This is a genomic window from Vibrio sp. N418 (assembly GCF_000222565.1).
GTDB classification, from domain to species: Bacteria; Pseudomonadota; Gammaproteobacteria; order Enterobacterales; family Vibrionaceae; genus Vibrio; species Vibrio scophthalmi.
In genome coordinates this window covers 85,684-101,669 of record NZ_AFWD01000069.1, presented here as the reverse complement: position 1 = coordinate 101,669, position 15,986 = coordinate 85,684, and the positions used below count along the sequence as shown (strand labels likewise).

General features: G+C 45.3%; 12 protein-coding genes and 1 other annotated feature. Of the genes, 6 read left to right on the top strand and 6 right to left on the bottom strand.

What is annotated here, in order from left to right; translation table 11 throughout:
- Nucleotides 1-15: 15 nt before the first annotated feature.
- Nucleotides 16-1,605, bottom strand: coding sequence for an anthranilate synthase component 1 (locus RH86_RS15120; RefSeq protein WP_009386969.1), 1,590 nt, complete (start codon nucleotides 1,603-1,605; stop codon nucleotides 16-18).
- A 126-nt stretch (nucleotides 1,606-1,731) separates the two neighbouring features.
- Nucleotides 1,732-1,847: a sequence feature (Trp leader region), on the bottom strand.
- Nucleotides 1,794-1,919: a hypothetical protein gene (locus RH86_RS20195; protein WP_009386968.1), complete on the bottom strand. Its 126-nt coding sequence runs from the start codon at nucleotides 1,917-1,919 to the stop codon at nucleotides 1,794-1,796. (Overlaps the previous feature by 54 nt.)
- Nucleotides 1,920-2,162: 243 nt before the next feature.
- Here RH86_RS20195 and rnm point away from each other — a divergent pair, with 243 nt between their 5' ends.
- From rnm to RH86_RS15090, 6 genes are all read left to right on the top strand, one after another.
- Complete coding sequence (rnm, locus tag RH86_RS15115) at nucleotides 2,163-3,029, top strand: RNase RNM (protein ID WP_009386967.1); 867 nt, start codon at nucleotides 2,163-2,165, stop codon at nucleotides 3,027-3,029.
- Nucleotides 3,030-3,052: 23 nt separating this feature from the next.
- Nucleotides 3,053-3,673, top strand: a complete 621-nt coding sequence (locus RH86_RS15110) for an L-threonylcarbamoyladenylate synthase (RefSeq protein WP_005596520.1) — start codon at nucleotides 3,053-3,055, stop codon at nucleotides 3,671-3,673.
- Nucleotides 3,674-3,801: 128 nt separating this feature from the next.
- Entirely contained in the window at nucleotides 3,802-4,770 is a 969-nt protein-coding gene (gene rluB / locus RH86_RS15105) for a 23S rRNA pseudouridine(2605) synthase RluB (RefSeq protein ID WP_005596522.1), read from the top strand.
- 257 nt (nucleotides 4,771-5,027) lie between these two features.
- The gene (locus tag RH86_RS15100) at nucleotides 5,028-10,472 is read left to right on the top strand and encodes a response regulator (protein WP_009386966.1); all 5,445 of its coding nucleotides are present in this window, start codon (nucleotides 5,028-5,030) and stop codon (nucleotides 10,470-10,472) included.
- 87 nt (nucleotides 10,473-10,559) lie between these two features.
- Complete coding sequence (locus tag RH86_RS15095; RefSeq protein WP_009386965.1) at nucleotides 10,560-11,681, top strand: two-component system response regulator; 1,122 nt, start codon at nucleotides 10,560-10,562, stop codon at nucleotides 11,679-11,681.
- A gap of 1 nt (nucleotide 11,682) precedes the next feature.
- On the top strand, nucleotides 11,683-13,209 hold the full coding sequence (locus tag RH86_RS15090) for a response regulator (protein ID WP_009386964.1): 1,527 nt from the start codon (nucleotides 11,683-11,685) through the stop codon (nucleotides 13,207-13,209).
- Nucleotides 13,210-13,253: 44 nt separating this feature from the next.
- Here RH86_RS15090 and RH86_RS15085 read toward each other — a convergent pair whose 3' ends face one another.
- From RH86_RS15085 to RH86_RS15070, 4 genes are all read right to left on the bottom strand, one after another.
- Nucleotides 13,254-13,565, bottom strand: coding sequence for a hypothetical protein (locus RH86_RS15085; RefSeq protein WP_223296353.1), 312 nt, complete (start codon nucleotides 13,563-13,565; stop codon nucleotides 13,254-13,256).
- Between the two features lie 67 nt (nucleotides 13,566-13,632).
- Nucleotides 13,633-14,190, bottom strand: coding sequence for a hypothetical protein (locus RH86_RS15080; protein WP_009386961.1), 558 nt, complete (start codon nucleotides 14,188-14,190; stop codon nucleotides 13,633-13,635).
- Nucleotides 14,191-14,423: 233 nt separating this feature from the next.
- Nucleotides 14,424-14,927: a peptide deformylase gene (def, locus tag RH86_RS15075; protein WP_009386960.1), complete on the bottom strand. Its 504-nt coding sequence runs from the start codon at nucleotides 14,925-14,927 to the stop codon at nucleotides 14,424-14,426.
- A gap of 195 nt (nucleotides 14,928-15,122) precedes the next feature.
- Nucleotides 15,123-15,740 carry a tetratricopeptide repeat protein gene (locus tag RH86_RS15070; RefSeq protein WP_223296352.1) on the bottom strand — a complete coding sequence of 206 codons (618 nt, stop codon included), beginning with the start codon at nucleotides 15,738-15,740 and terminating at the stop codon, nucleotides 15,123-15,125.
- Nucleotides 15,741-15,986 lie beyond the last annotated feature (246 nt).

The window sequence follows — 15,986 nt, the reverse complement described above, 5'->3', positions numbered from 1 at the left end:
GATAATCTTGCTCCCTTACCCGTTGTGAGAATGGTCTTGAGGATGACGCTGATGGGCGGCTTGAATCGCTGAGATAACCGCTTGTGCTTTACCTCGAGTCTCATCGGCTTCCGCTTGTGGTTCCGAGTCAAACACCACACCTGCGCCAGCTTGCACTTGAGCAATGCCGTTTTCGACATACGCTGAACGAATCACGATACAAGTATCTAACGTGCCTTCACCTGTTAAGTAGCCGACAGCGCCACCGTAACTGCCACGTCTTGCTTGCTCAACATCGCGAATCAGCTGCATTGCCCGAATCTTTGGCGCACCCGTTAACGTGCCCATATTCATACACGCTTGATAAGCATGTAACGCGTCTAGATCATTGCGTAATTGACCAACAACACGCGAGACAAGGTGCATCACATGGCTGTAGCGATCGACCTTGAGAAGGTCGGCGACATGGCGGGTACCCGCTTCGGCAATACGAGCAACATCATTACGTGCCAAGTCAACCAGCATCATATGTTCCGCATTTTCTTTGCCGTCAGTACGTAGCTCTAGTTCAATACGGCTATCGAGATCGAAATCAATCTCACCGTTAGCACGCTTACCACGGCGTCGAGTGCCTGCAATCGGGTAAATCTCAACTTGGTTGGTGTCAGTTTCATACTTCAACGCGCTTTCTGGAGAAGCACCAAACAGAGTAAATAGCTCATCTTGCATGTAGAACATGTAAGGGCTCGGGTTACTTAATTTAAGCTCTTTATAAGCGGCTAATGGAGAAGGGCATGGCAGAGTAAAACGGCGTGACGGCACTACTTGAAAAACGTCACCTTTAATGACGAACTGTTTTAAGTCTCGCACTGTTTGGCAAAAATCTTGATCGGACACGCTCGGGGTTACCGTGACCTCGTCAAGTTGCGTTGCCATTGGTAGCGTTTTCGGATCGCCACATGCATACGCAATTTCCACTAAGCGTTTTTCGATGGTTGCCGAGCTGCTAGACGAATCAAAACGAGTGGCTTGTAATAAGCAGGTTTGTTCTTGGTGATCGACAATTAAGAGTGTTTCAGCCACGTAGAAAACGTAATCAGGGCATTGATTGGTGGCTTGGGCATCGCCAAGTGGTTCAAAGTTTGCCACTAAGTCATAGGCAAATAAACCACCCAAAAACAGCGCATATTTATCGTGATTAGCGAGATAAAAGCTATGTTGGATCAAGCGCAGTGCATCAAATGATGAGGCTTCACGTAAGCGAGAATCTTCGTCTAGTTGATTATTGGGTTCAGAATAAGTCAGTGTTAAGCAGTTATCGAGTAGCTCAAACTCAATACTCGGCGCGATATTTTTGACGAGATGACGAAGGAGTGCTTGGCCGTTGTCGGTGAGTGCCGTCATCGTGACTTGATGGCCGTAACAAACAATGCGTACCGCAGAGTCCACGATCAGTAGGCTTTTTAGATTCTGCTTCGAATCGATTTCAGCAGACTCAAGTAACAAGCTGTCGGTCTTGTTTTCGCACAAAGTATGGAAAAGACGTGTTGGGTCTTGAGCATACGGTACTTGAGTATGGATCACATCGACACTAGCCAGTGCGTTAATTTTAATGGCCTTGTTCACAAGACCTCCTTTTTATTATCGGTATCCTTCCTGTCGTACAGTCTCGCACAAAGCAAACGTTCTCCCAAACTGCGATGGCAGTTATTTGTTTATTCTTTAAACAGTTGGGTGTGAGCTGCACAACAAAACAAAAAGCCCGCTAACTTAGCGGGCTTTACGAGTGACTTCTTTTTCAATCTGTCGATAGTTTAGAAATACACGCTAGCCCACCAAGAACTATTCCAAGTGCGCCACCAAGATAACTCTACTTGCTCACGCTTAGGTGAGTGCAAAGTCACTTTTGTTTTCTGCTTTTGGTTAAATTCTTGTAACATAGCCTGTCTTCACATTCTCGCCTGTAATTGCGTACTAGTTAACTAGTATTTTAACTTGGTGTCAACCTTTCGACCTACACTAATCAATATCTTTTTATTGAGTTGCGCCGAATAACGGTTAACAAGCCCAGTCACCTCAGACGTCATTGACTCATAGAACGTGTTTTTAACCATGAATTTAAGTGTGGTGGGTGAAGATATGCAGCCGAGAATGAACAAAATAATTGGTACAAAGAAATAGATATGAAAATAGACCTACACAGCCATACCACGGCTTCAGATGGCAGATTTAGCCCCCAAGACTTAGTCGATCGCGCGGTAGGTTTTGATGTAAAAGTACTGGCGATTACCGATCACGATACCGTGAATGGACTTGCGCCAGCCAAGCAATATGTTGCTGATAACAATATTGATTTGCACATTATCAATGGCATTGAGATTTCGACGGTATGGGAAAATAAAGACATTCATATCGTTGGGCTGAATTTAGATCCAGAACATCCAGCACTACAAAGCTTGATCACCGAGCAAAAGCAGCGTCGTGAAGTTCGTGCAGAACTCATGGCTGCTCGTCTGGAAAAAGCCACCCGAGAAGGCGTGCTCGAAGAAGTGAGAGCGATTGCCGATGGTGCGCCATTAACCCGTGCACATTTTGCAGCATGGCTGGTCGCCAATGGCTATGCTAAGACGATGCAGCAAGTGTTTAAAAAATATTTAACGCGTAATAATCCCGGTTATGTGCCACCAAATTGGTGCTCAATGTCGGAAGCGGTGGCGGCGATTCATGCCGCTGGTGGTAAGGCGGTACTTGCTCACCCAGCGCGTTATGGTTTGACGGCGAAGTGGATAAAGCGTCTACTGGCAGCGTTTGTTGAAGCGAACGGTGATGCAATGGAAGTTGCTCAGCCACAACAAGCACAACAAGAAAGACGCAACTTGGCGGATTATGCGATACAATACAACCTATTAGCGTCCCAAGGCAGCGACTTTCACTATCCGTCACCATGGATGGAACTGGGACGTAACCTCTGGTTGCCATCCGGCGTTGAACCAGTTTGGAAAGATTGGGGTATCGAGCCTTCATATTCCGATACTCCTGAGAGCGAATAAAGCTCGATTAATGAGGAATTACCATGAGCCAGTTTTTTTACGTGCATCCTGAAAACCCGCAGGCTCGCTTGATCACTCAAGCGGTAGCAATCATTCGTAACGGTGGAGTCGTTGTTTACCCAACAGATTCTGGTTACGCACTTGGCTGCCAGCTAGAAAACAAGCAAGCGCTAGAGCGCATTTGTCAGATCCGTCGTCTTAACGATAAGCATAATTTTACGTTATTGTGTCGTGATTTATCTGAGATTTCATTGTACGCGCGTGTTGATAACGCCGCGTTTCGTTTGCTAAAAAACAATACGCCGGGGCCTTACACCTTTATCTTTAAAGGAACCAAAGAAGTGCCACGTCGTCTAATGAATGCCAAACGTAAAACCATAGGTATTCGTGTACCAGACAACCGCATTGCACTAGATTTATTGGAAGCACTAGGTGAACCGATGATGTCAACATCGTTGATTCTGCCGGGCAACGAAGTGACTGAATCGGATCCAGAAGATATCCGCGATAAGCTAGAACATGCAGTGGATGTGATTTTAAATGGTGGTTATCTTGGTGAACAACCAACCACTGTGATTGACTTTAGTGAAGGTGAAGCCGAGTTGGTGCGTTTAGGTGCGGGCGATCCAGCCCCATTTGAATAACCAACAATCGGTGTGCTGAGATCACAAAATTAGCTGTCTTCACCGCTAATATTTGATATATTATGCGACCGCGAATTTAGGTCGCATATTTCATTCGACGTCTGCGAAGACGACACATAGGTAGTTAGATGAACGAAAAACTTCAGAAAGTATTGGCTCGAGCGGGTCATGGCTCTCGACGTGAATTAGAGACGTTGATTAAAGCAGGACGCGTGAGTGTGAACGGCATGGTGGCAAAACTAGGTGAGCGCCTAGAAGATGAAACTGCAATCGTTCGTATTGATGGACACACTGTGTCTGTTAAAGCAGATGAAGAAGTGGTCTGTCGTGTATTGGCTTACTACAAGCCTGAAGGTGAATTGTGTACTCGTCACGATCCAGAAGGTCGTCGTACAGTATTTGACCGTCTACCTAAAATCCGTGGGTCTCGTTGGATTTCTGTTGGTCGTCTAGATGCGAACACATCTGGCCTACTGCTATTTACTACCGATGGTGAGTTGGCTAACCGCCTAATGCACCCAAGCCGCCAAGTAGAACGTGAATACCTAGTACGTGTATTTGGTGAAGTAAACGAACAGAAAGTGAAAAACCTAGTACGCGGCGTACAACTTGAAGACGGCATGGCTCGTTTTGAAGACATCGTGTACGCAGGTGGTGAAGGCATGAACCACACGTTCTATGTCGCGATCAACGAAGGTCGTAACCGCGAAGTTCGTCGTTTGTGGGAATCACAAGAGACAACAGTAAGCCGCTTGAAACGTGTTCGTTACGGTGACATCTACTTAGATAAGAAACTGCCTCGTGGTGGTTGGATGGAACTGCAACTGAAAGACGTTAACTACTTGCGTGAACTGGTTGAGTTAAAACCAGAACGTGAAACCATGCTAGACGAAAGCAAGGATTCCACATCACGTAGTCGTGAGCGTTCACGTAGCCAGAAGATTCGTCGCGCAGTTAAGCGTCACGAAGAGCGTGTAAGCGCACCAAAAGGCCGCAGCAACAACCCTAGTCGCCGTAAGCCGAAAAAAGCGGCAGGTGAGCAAGGTGCTCGTGCCAAAACGCAAGTGAGCCGCCCAAGCCGCCCTGCGAAAAAATAAAACGAGAAAGCAGCCTACGGGCTGCTTTTCTATTGCTTGAACACAGTGACCTGCCGTTCGTTATTCGGATCGTGTAAGCAGTAACCATATTAACTGTAATGAATTAACTTTTAGCACTAAAGTTTAACTGAGCTCACAGTAAAGAAAGCAAATAACGCTTAGCCACACAAAGTATAAAACTATTCTGGCCAATAACTTGCTGAATCCACACGGCTATCCTACGTTAAATCTATCGTAGTATATGCAAGGAAATGCAAATGATAAGTTTAGGATTGGGTTTGGTGCGGCAATTATTGCTCAGAGTTATAGCTAAATTTTGTGTCACGTTGTTATATCCTCTTCTTTTCCTTTCTCCTTTTATAGCCTCAGCCAATCTAGATGGCTTACCCCCTTCTTTACAAGGTCAGTTAACCCAATCTCAAGCCAAAAATATCGCCGTTGAGTTGAAATATCTTGATGAAGTTCTGACTTCATCGGTATTGAGTTATGCTTTTTCTGGTGATGAAAAGTGGCTTGATCGCTACCTAGAAAATGAACCTCGTCTCACTGAGTTAATTAATGCGCTATTGGCGAGCCAAGCGAATACCGATTTAACCTTGGTTAAACAAATGGAAAGTGCCCATTTTGAACTTGCGGTACTTGACATGCAGGCCATCGATTTAGTCCAAGAAGATCAGCGCCGCGCGGCCATGGATCTGATTAACCAAGAGCAGTATCACGACTATAAAAATCAATATATGTCGGCATTGATCAAGCTGGCTCAACATATCGAACAACGAGCAACACAAAGTCAAACCACAGGCGCTTTAGCATTAAGTGACGATGAGCGACAGTGGATGAATGAACGTGTTGTGAAAGTGGGTATTGAACACTGGCCACCAATGTTATATCGCGATGAGGCGGGAAAAATTGGTGGGTTGTCAGGTGAAATCGTTAATCAAATTGTTGCCAAAACTGGACTTAAGATTGAAATCGTTGAAGGGGAGTGGGGCGATCTGCTGCGTCAATTTGAAAATGGCGAAATTGATCTATTACCTCATGCATATAAAAACGAATCCCGACTGCAATTTGGACAGTTTTCCACGCCTTATTTTTTAGTGCGCGAGCTGTTCTTTGTTAAAGACCAAGATGAACAATTTCGTGTAGCTGCCGATCTTGCCGAGGCCACTGTCGCCATTTCTGCTGGCTATACCACGATAGACAAGGTTAAAAAGCTCTACCCAAAAATAAAGGTACTAGAGACATCAGGCATCGATGAAGCCATCCATGCCGTATTGGATGGCCGTGCTGATGCGGTGTTGGATGCTGAGACAGTCGTTAACAACTGGTTGGTGCAAAACCAAATCTCAGGGCTACATTCAATCAATGAAGACGTAGTTACTCCTTCGTCATTGCATATCTGGACAAGTAATCAAGTGCCTTTGCTGGGTTCGATAATGCAGAAAGGGCTTGATACTCTCGATCTGCGAAATCTGATTTTGACTAAGAACGACTGGTATAAACAGCAACAACCACTACCTGCATTTACTGATGGGGGTGTAAACCTTAATCAAACCTTACAGTATGTGATTATCGCTGTGTTTGTTTTGCTTATTCTGCTGATGTTAATGATTTCACGGGTATTCAAAGCAAGCGATAAAGAGTTGGCGAAAAAATTCAGTAGTGTTAGCTTCAAGCGCTCTATCCTTATCGTACAAGTGGGCTTATGCGTGGCTTTAATTGCCACCGCGGTTAACGTCACTCGCTATGCTGAGCGGCAAAGTGTCGAGTCTATCAACGATAGTTTATCTACCTTACTTGCATCTGCGCACAAACGCATTGTCGGTTGGGTCGATTTAGAGCTCGATAACCTCAAGCAATTGGGGCGCAATCCTCAGTTAGTTAGCTTGACCGAAGAGTTGCTTGAGGTCGCCAGAACTCCCCAAGCCTTAAAAAACTCGCCTCTACAGCCACAGATAAGAGAGTTTATTGAAGGCCATTCTGGGATCTCAGGTTCGTTTGGTTTCTTTATTATATCTCCCGATATGATCAGCCTTTCATCGCGCCGTGATACCAACATCGGTAGTCTTAATCTTATCCAGCAAGAACGACCGGATCTTATGCAAGAAGTGCTGAATGGGAAGGGTGTTTTCGTTCCGCCGATCGAGTCTGATGTAGTACTGGAAACTCAAGGTGGAGAACGCAATCCGCCAACGATGTTTTTCGCCGCACCCATTGAGAACAGTGCGGGTGAGGTGATTGCGATTTTAACCAAACGGGTTAACTTTGAAGGCGTATTTTCATCGGTTCTATCCGCTGGATTTATTGGCAAAAGTGGAGAAACCTATGCACTCGACCGCTCTGGTTTGTTGCTGTCGAATGTTCGTTTTGAAGATCAACTCAAGCAAATTGGTTTGTTAGCCGATGAGCAACGTTCATCACTCAACATGCGAATTGCCAATCCAGGTTCTGACATATCCAAACGTCAAGTAGAAGCGGATCCGAGTTGGCCGTTGACCTATATGGCGAGCAACATCAGTGAAAGAAAATCTGGTCGTAACTTGTCGGGTTATAAAGATTATCGTGGTGTGCCGGTCGTCGGAAATTGGGTGTGGGATAGCACATTAAATTTAGGTATTGCCGCTGAGATGGATAGCGGCGAAGCGTTCGCCTTATTGCGCACCTTTAAGTTCACAGTATGGTCGATATTGGGTGTTGCTCTGGTGCTAATGATGGGCACGAGCTTATTTACCTTGAGGCTAGGGACTCGTGCAACCAGAGCATTAGCACGCTCACAAGCTGAATTAGAAACACAGGTGATTGAACGGACGTATGAGTTGAAAATTAATGCAGCTCGCACACGCGCTATTATCGATAATGCTTCAGATGGCATCATTGTCGTCAATGCGCAGGGCGTTATCGTCGAGTTTAGTCCTGCTGCAGAGTCGATTTTTGGCTATCAAGCTGCAGAAATACTCGAAACATCCACCTTAGTCGAAACCTTGATGTCTCGTCCTTATCATCTTGTTTATCAGGAATTAATCAATAAAGGTGAGATCGAAGGTAGCCCATTAATTGAGCTTATTGGTTACCGAAAAACGGGGCAAGAAATTAACTTAGAAGTTGCAGTGAGTGAAGCGGGTTTAACCGGAGAGCAGTTGTTTACTGGTATCGTTCGTGACGCAACGGAGCGAAAAGAAGCTGAACGTGAACTCATGCTCGCGAAACAAAAAGCCGAGGAAGCCACTCAAGCGAAGAGTGATTTTCTGGCTAACATGAGCCATGAAATCCGCACGCCAATGAATGCCATCATAGGTATGAGTTACTTGGCGATGCAAACGGATCTAAATAAAAAACAATCCGACTATGTTAATAAGATCCAAACTTCAGCCGAGTCACTATTAGGCATCATTAATGACATTCTCGATTTCTCAAAAATAGAAGCAGGTAAGCTGGATCTAGAGCAGACGGAGTTTGATTTAGAAAGCACCATAGACAACCTAGTTCAAGTGGTATCGCAGCGAACTCAGGAGAAAGATCTGGAACTGTTGGTCGATCTCGACCCGCAACTTCCGACCCATCTAATTGGTGATCCACTACGTTTAGGGCAAATCCTACTAAATCTTGCCAACAATGCGATCAAGTTTACCGACCAAGGGGAAATAATTGTCAAAGCGGAGCTCATAGAGCAAAGCGATGACAAGCTAGAGGCGCGTTTTTCCGTCAGTGACACCGGCATCGGTATGACAGAAGAGCAAATGGCGCGCTTATTCCAATCATTCAGTCAAGCCGATGCGTCAACCACGCGCAAGTATGGTGGGACGGGGCTAGGCCTGACGATCAGTAAAACGTTGGCTGAAATGATGGAAGGTTCGATTTGGGTTGAAAGCGAAAGTGGCCAAGGCAGTACCTTCTTCTTTACCGCGCAATTTGGTCTATCGAGCGAGATTCCACAGCAGCCCGTTTTAGCGCCTGAAAGTATGAAAGAAGTGTCGATACTGATTGTCGACGACAGTGTTGCTGCCCGTGAAATCCTATTCAGCTTATGTCAGAGCCTGAAGTTTAACGCCGATGTCGCCAGCTCTGGCGCAGAAGCACTAGAGAAAATTCGTCATGCCGAGAATAATGAACAGCACTTTGATGTCATTTTGTCTGATTGGAAGATGCCACAGATGGATGGTATTGCGCTTGGACAGCAAATTGAATTGATACACCAAAGCAAAGAGATAGCAACGCTGCCTCATTTTGTCATGGTGACGGCTTATGACAAGGATGACATGCTGGCGAATCGCCAAGGGGTGAACATTGTTGCATCGATGACCAAACCAGTCAGCTCTTCAACCTTACTCGATACCCTATCAAGAGTAATGACCAAAGAGGGGATCACGAACAAGACCAACACCAGTAATAAGCTGGATACCTCAATCGCGCAAGGCATTGCGGGAGCGCGCATTCTTTTGGTGGAAGATAATGCGATTAACCAAGAAATCGCCACTGAGCTACTGCAAATGGTCGGGATGGATGTCACCACCGCCAACAATGGTCAAGAGGCCGTAGATTTGGTTGGCTCGCAAGATTTTGACTTGGTATTGATGGATATTCAAATGCCGGTAATGGATGGCTATCAAGCCACCCAAGTGATTCGTAATACAGGCCAATATGATGATCTGCCGATTATCGCCATGACTGCCAATGCAATGTCGGGCGATAAGGAAAAATGCCTAGCGGCGGGGATGAATGATCACTTGCCTAAGCCGATCAATCCTAACCAAGTATTTCAAGCGCTGGTGGATTGGATTGAACCGACCGGAGAATCCGTTTCGGTCATGATTGAAGATGAAGCCCTCACCATCGAAATAGAAGATTTTGATACAGAGGGAGCAATCGCTCGGATGGGGGGCAATCTTAAAGCCTACAAAAAGACGCTGGCGAACGTGATGCATAGCGAAGCGGATGTAGTGGCAAGAGTTAACGAAGCGATAGCGCAACAAGACATCAACACTGCCGTCATTGCAGTCCATTCCCTCAAAGGGATCGCTGGCAATATCGGTGCGAATTATCTGCGAGCCCCTGCTGAGAAACTCGAGCATGCTTTGGCAGAACAGCAAACCCAATCGCGATGTGAATTAGGCTCTGTGGAACAGCAAATGCTCGCGGAAGTCGCATCCTTGGTCGAAAAAATGATTCAGGCCATTGCAAGCGCGTTAGCAAAGAGCGAAGCCAATAGTGCTAAAGAAGTGACAGTAATTGATGCCGATCGATTTAGAGAGCTGGCACACCAACTTAGCCAGCAACTCGATGACTTTGACAGCGCCGCGGTTGATACCTTTGAAGAGATGCTTCTATCTGTCGGCGATAAGCTCGATAAGAGTTTAGCCAATCAAATCTCAACTGCGATTTCGAATTATGACTTTGATGCGGCACTGCCGTTGTTAGAAGAATTTATTCAACAAATGGAACAAGCATTGTCTTCATTACCGTCTTCATCACAACCGCCATCAGCTCAGTCTGTACAGCCTGATCTTAGCGAATGGTTGAACACAATGAAGGAGAAGATAGACCTATTTGATTCAACGGTGGTTGATAGCCTTGATGAGGTATTGGAGAGCGATATTGATGACTGGCTAAAAGCTCGCCTAGAACAATTACGGGAGCCATTAAGCAGTTACGATTTTGATAAAGGAGCTGAAATCATTAAGCAACTTAAACAAGAAATGGATTGAACGGAACTAGGGCTGAATCATCAATTTACCAACAGTGTTGAAGATAAATAAAGCACAAGTGAACGCATAGATAAGAGAGATGCGAGTATGGATACAAATAACAGAGCGATCATATTGGCGGTGGATGATACCCCGATTAATATTGAGGTCGTCAAAGGTGTGTTGTCAGAAGAGTATTTGGTTCAGGCGGCGCTCAGTGCGCCAATGGCGATGAAAATTATTGACAAACGTAAGCCGGATTTAATTTTGCTTGATGTCATGATGCCGGAGGTGGATGGTTACGAAATGTGCCGCCAATTGAAAGCATCTCCGGAGACAAAAGATATACCGGTGATTTTTCTTACCGCAAAGTCTCAAGAAGATGACGAGAGAAAAGGCCTCTCTCTTGGCGCGGTGGATTACATCACTAAACCGATCAGCCCTGCCATCTTAAAAGTGCGGGTGAAAAACCATTTGCTGCTCAAATCAGCGCGAGATCAACTCGCTCAGCAAAACGAAATTTTAGAGCACAAAGTTAAACAGCGTACCCAGCAGCTTGATGATATGCAAAACGTGGTGCTGGTGGCGATGGGGGCGCTGGCGGAGTCGCGAGATCCAGAGACTGGCAACCACATTCGCCGAACACAAAAGTACGTGGAAGTGTTGGCACAAGAGCTGGCAAATCATGATAAATATCGTGACTACTTAACGCCCGATGTCATCGCGGCGATGGCTAAATCAGCCCCACTGCATGATATTGGCAAAGTGGGTGTCGTTGACAGCATCCTACTCAAGCCGGGCAAATTAACCGAGCAAGAGTTTGAACAGATGAAGCTGCATGCGGCTTATGGGCGTGATGCAGTGGAAGCGGCGGAAGGCTCATTGGGGTTTGCAGACAACTTTCTTGAATTTGCCAAAGAGATTACCTATTCCCATCATGAAAAATGGGATGGCAGCGGTTATCCCGAAGGGCTTGTTGGTGAAGAGATCCCGCTCTCGGCAAGAATCATGGCACTGGCAGATGTCTACGACGCGCTGATCTCTGCAAGAGTATACAAGCCAGCCTTTAGTCACGAAAAATCGCTGCAAATTATTTTGGAAAACAAAGGGTCGCACTTTGAACCTCTGCTAGTCGATGTCTTCATCGATATTGCAGAGCATATCCGTGATATTGCCGAAACTTACAAAGACGCCTCAAACAACACAACGCTTTTACATGGAGGAGCATAGCATGGACAGTTTTAAGCGGGTTGCTTATGACTCACCCTATAAAGGGATGTCGGTTCTTATCGTCGATGATTTTGAAGCCATTACTCGCACGCTATGTGGGGCTTTTGAGCAACTTGGTTTTAAGACCATATATCAAGCGCGTGATGGGCGTGAAGCGTGGCAGAGTTTAGAGCGTAATTCGGTTGATATCATTGTCTCGGATTGGAAAATGCCGAAAATGACCGGCTTAGAGTTACTGAAAAAAGTTCGTCAATCCAAAGCACACAAGAGTGTGCCATTTATCATGCTGACTGGTAACTTACATCAAAGTGACGTAGTGGAAGCCATTGAAGCGGGAGTTTCTGAGTATTTAGTTAAGCCTTTTTCCAAAGTCACCTTGAGCGAAAGAGTTCATAAAGCGTTTGTGTCACCAATCCGAAGTCATTCATCTAATCGTTCAAGCGATAAAGATCTGCAGCTTGATGTTGAGGTGAAACGTACGATTTTGGTGGTCGATGATGAGCCTTCGAACTTACAAGTGCTTGGCGAACTGCTGAAGCCGATTTATAAAATCAAAGCCTGCCGCAGTGGTGCACAAGCGATTGATATTTGTAGCAAAGCTGATAAACCAGACTTGATTCTACTCGATATAATGATGCCTGAAATGGATGGTTTGGCAGTGTGTAAGGCGCTTAAATCAGATCCTGATACGGAGTTTATTCCGATCATCTTTGTGTCGGCATTATCGCAAACGGACGATGTGGTGAAAGGGCTTAAATTAGGGGCGCTGGATTACATCATGAAGCCGGTGATCCCTGAAATCGTATTAGCGCGGGTAGAAACACACATTAACGCCGTGATTCAAAGAGAAAAGCTGGTTAAACAGATCGATCAGTTGATTGAGTCATCGCGAGATCAAGATCAAGCCGACCAAATGTTCATCCATGATCTGAAAAATCCATTAACGGCGATTCAAACCACGCTGGAACAGATCAAAACGGAAGACCAAGATATTCAGATGGTGAAAAGCAACACCATGATGCTGGCGCAGATGATTGATAGCTATCGATTGCTGAAGCAATTAGAGCAAGGGCAATATTCTCAATCATTAACGTCAGTGTCTGCTCAGAGTGTGATGCAGAAAGTGATCGATAATTACCAAGCGCAAGCTGAGCAAAAGCAAGTGCGATTTAGCCTCGATGTCGATCCCGCGCTGAGTTACACGGGGGATGAGCTACTTAGCTACACTATGTTCTGTAATCTATTTTCCAATGCCATTGATGCCGCTCCAGCATCTTCTGCCATTACCATTCAAGCCAGTAAGATCGAACAAGAGTTGCTGATCACCGTGCATAATGATGGCGAGGTGCCTGAGGAAATTCGTGAGCGATTCTTCGATAAGTTTGTGACGTCAGGAAAGCAAGGTGGTACAGGTATTGGTGCGTATTCGGCTAAGCTATGCGCTCAGGCGCAACAAGGTGATATCAAGCTGGACTTGCAAGGTGGAGAAGGCACAACCATCACGCTATCGATGCAAGCGAAGGGGTAAAGAACCGTGCTTAGGTTGACGGTTTTAATTCAAAATGTTTCACGTCATTCATCGCTTGAGGAAGGCGAGAGTGGTTTGCTTGTGAAATGGTATTGATTAAAACAATCGACAGCGTGTAAAAAACCTTGATAGGCCTTTTCAAACGTTTCGCTGGTGGCATTGGCAATGTCATCAGCAGCGTTATCTAACTGACACTCAGTGGTGATTTTTTCGAGCCGTTGTTGTGATACTTGCTGACCATTTTGATCGTACCAAGCGACAGGCGGAGGAAGATTTGGCGCTCCCTCATCTTGAGTGGACGTGTTTGCCATATTATCCGCATAAGCCGCACTGCTCAGCAGGATGCTAATACTCATTAAACAGCATTTCAGATATTTGTGGGTGTGCATTAAAGGCTCTTTTTCATGATGAATAGTCGGCGTCTCAGCCAAGTAGGGTCGCATGTTGTGCCCAATCCCAAACACACGCCCAAGTAAATAAGCCACAACTCATGGCCCACAACAGTTTCTCTGCAATGTTATAGAGATATTCGTTGTCCCGTTTATCGTAATGATCAATAACGGTCACCAACAGCGCTAGCGCAAGGCAGAAGCAAGCGGCGAATACCAGCACGACAGTCGCACCGGAAAAAGTGATCCCGTCACTGCGTTTACCCGGAATGTAAATCTCACCATTGATTAATCCATGACTGGCATAGAGGATGATTAGCGTCGCTAAACCCGTCCATAAATTGCGCATTTGTCGCGGTATTTCATTGGCAACGTAAGCAGGCACTTTTTTGCTGAATTCATACTGACCATGACGTTTATTGAGGAAAGATTTTTTGATCAGCAGCCGCAGGATCAGTGCTTCTTCATCCGCGCTGTAATAGCCCGTATTGAGCTTGGCAAAGAGTTTTTGCCCTAGAGCAGGGGTAATGTCTTCTTTGCCACTATAGAGCACTTTGCGTTGTTGCCAATAAAAATGCAGCTTACTAAACATGGTGTTTGGTTTCTTATCAAGATGTGCTGAGTTGCTAGACGAATCTATCAGGGAAATAAGCAGAGTAAAGTACCTCAAATCATGACGTAAAAACCCGTTTTAGTTCATATTTTTACCGATAGTGAGGGAGGTTATTAAATATCGATGGGTGGAAAAATAGGAGAAATTTAGAATAGGCGGCGTAGACTCAACCTGATTAGTTATCTTGTCACGCCGCGCTCACGCATCAATAATTATGCGGTTTGCTTTAGGTGCTTTTTCACTTTTTTCAGTGCCATATTGCGCTTAAGTGGCGAAAGATAATCAATGAAAAGGTTACCTGCTAGATGGTCGATCTCATGTTGCAGTGCAATGGCAAGAAACTCATCGTTTTCGATAGTAACAGGGTTACCTTGGCGATCGAGTCCAGTTACAACCACAGAAGTGTAACGCTCTACATCAGCATAGTACTCAGGTACTGACAAGCAGCCTTCTTGACCCATTGCTTTGTCTGAGCCACTCACGACTTCAGGGTTAATCAGAATAAGAGGGTCATTACGTTCTTCTGATAGATCGATAATGATGATCGCTTCTTTGCTACCGACTTGCGTTGATGCCAAGCCAATACCGTTATCCGTTGCGTAAAGGGTATCCAACATATCATCAATAAGCGTTTGGACTGATTCAATATCACTCACTTTTGTTGCTGGGATTTTAAGTCTTGGATCTGGGGCAGTGAGAATGTCTAAAACGGCCATAATTACCTTCTAATTTTATTGGTCATGCTGAATGATGTTGCAATGGTGCTGCGATCTGAAGTTTGAGCTTGCCTCAAATAGCGCGCGGTATTATATACCGAACTTGGTATGAGATGTTTGGTTGCGTGATAATTATTTGCTCAGCGAACTTAGCGGTAGTTTGAGTTCCATTGAGCTCATGGATAACACAAGCCATCAATGGCAAATGTGACTGCTTAAAACGTGCTGACAATGGTTAATGTATTCCTGAGCTTCAGGGAAATATAGGTCATTATCTTCCATGAGAGTGACTTGCTGAAAAATCTCAATCGCAGCTTGGAATAAGTTGCCGCCTTGCACAAAGTTGTCGGCGTTCCACGCGATCTCACCGTTGTCCATCAAGGTTCTCGCTTTGTAGAAAAAGTGTTTGGCACTTGGGTCCTCACTGATGACGCGATCCAATATTTCGATAGCGTACGCATTGACACCTTCGCAGCAAATAAGATCGGCGTACAGCAGTAAGCAATCGATGTTATTCGGAGCGAGATTCAATGCCTTCTCCAGCAGTTCTTGTGCAGTACGGTCATCGATATTGAGTGCAAAATAGAGGTTTGCGAGTTGGTAATAGGCGTCAACCAAGCTGGGATCTAAGTCAATCGCGGTATTAAAATCGTCAATCGCTTGTGGAACGTCGTTCTGCTCGCTTCTGCCATGAACTTGAGCGGGTAGCATATAATCGCCCGCCAATAAAATCCCGCGTTGATAGTAGGCACTCGCCGAATCTGGATAGGATTCAATCATTGCATTTAACTGTTCAAGCCTTGATAAAGCCATCGAGTCTGTTGGAGAGGATTTTAACAAGTGAAGGAAAGTTTTTAAGCGATTCATGGCATTACGTGGTTAAGGATAAATAAGATCACTACAGCGGAATCGACACGTTATCGGTCAAATTCGGTGGCGTAGAATAGCATGACTTTAGAGGTTTAACATTGGTCGAAATGAAATTTCTATGGTTGGATGATAGTCCGTTGGGTATTTGGTATTAAACCGGGATAAAGACATCCAATAAAAAAGCCAGTC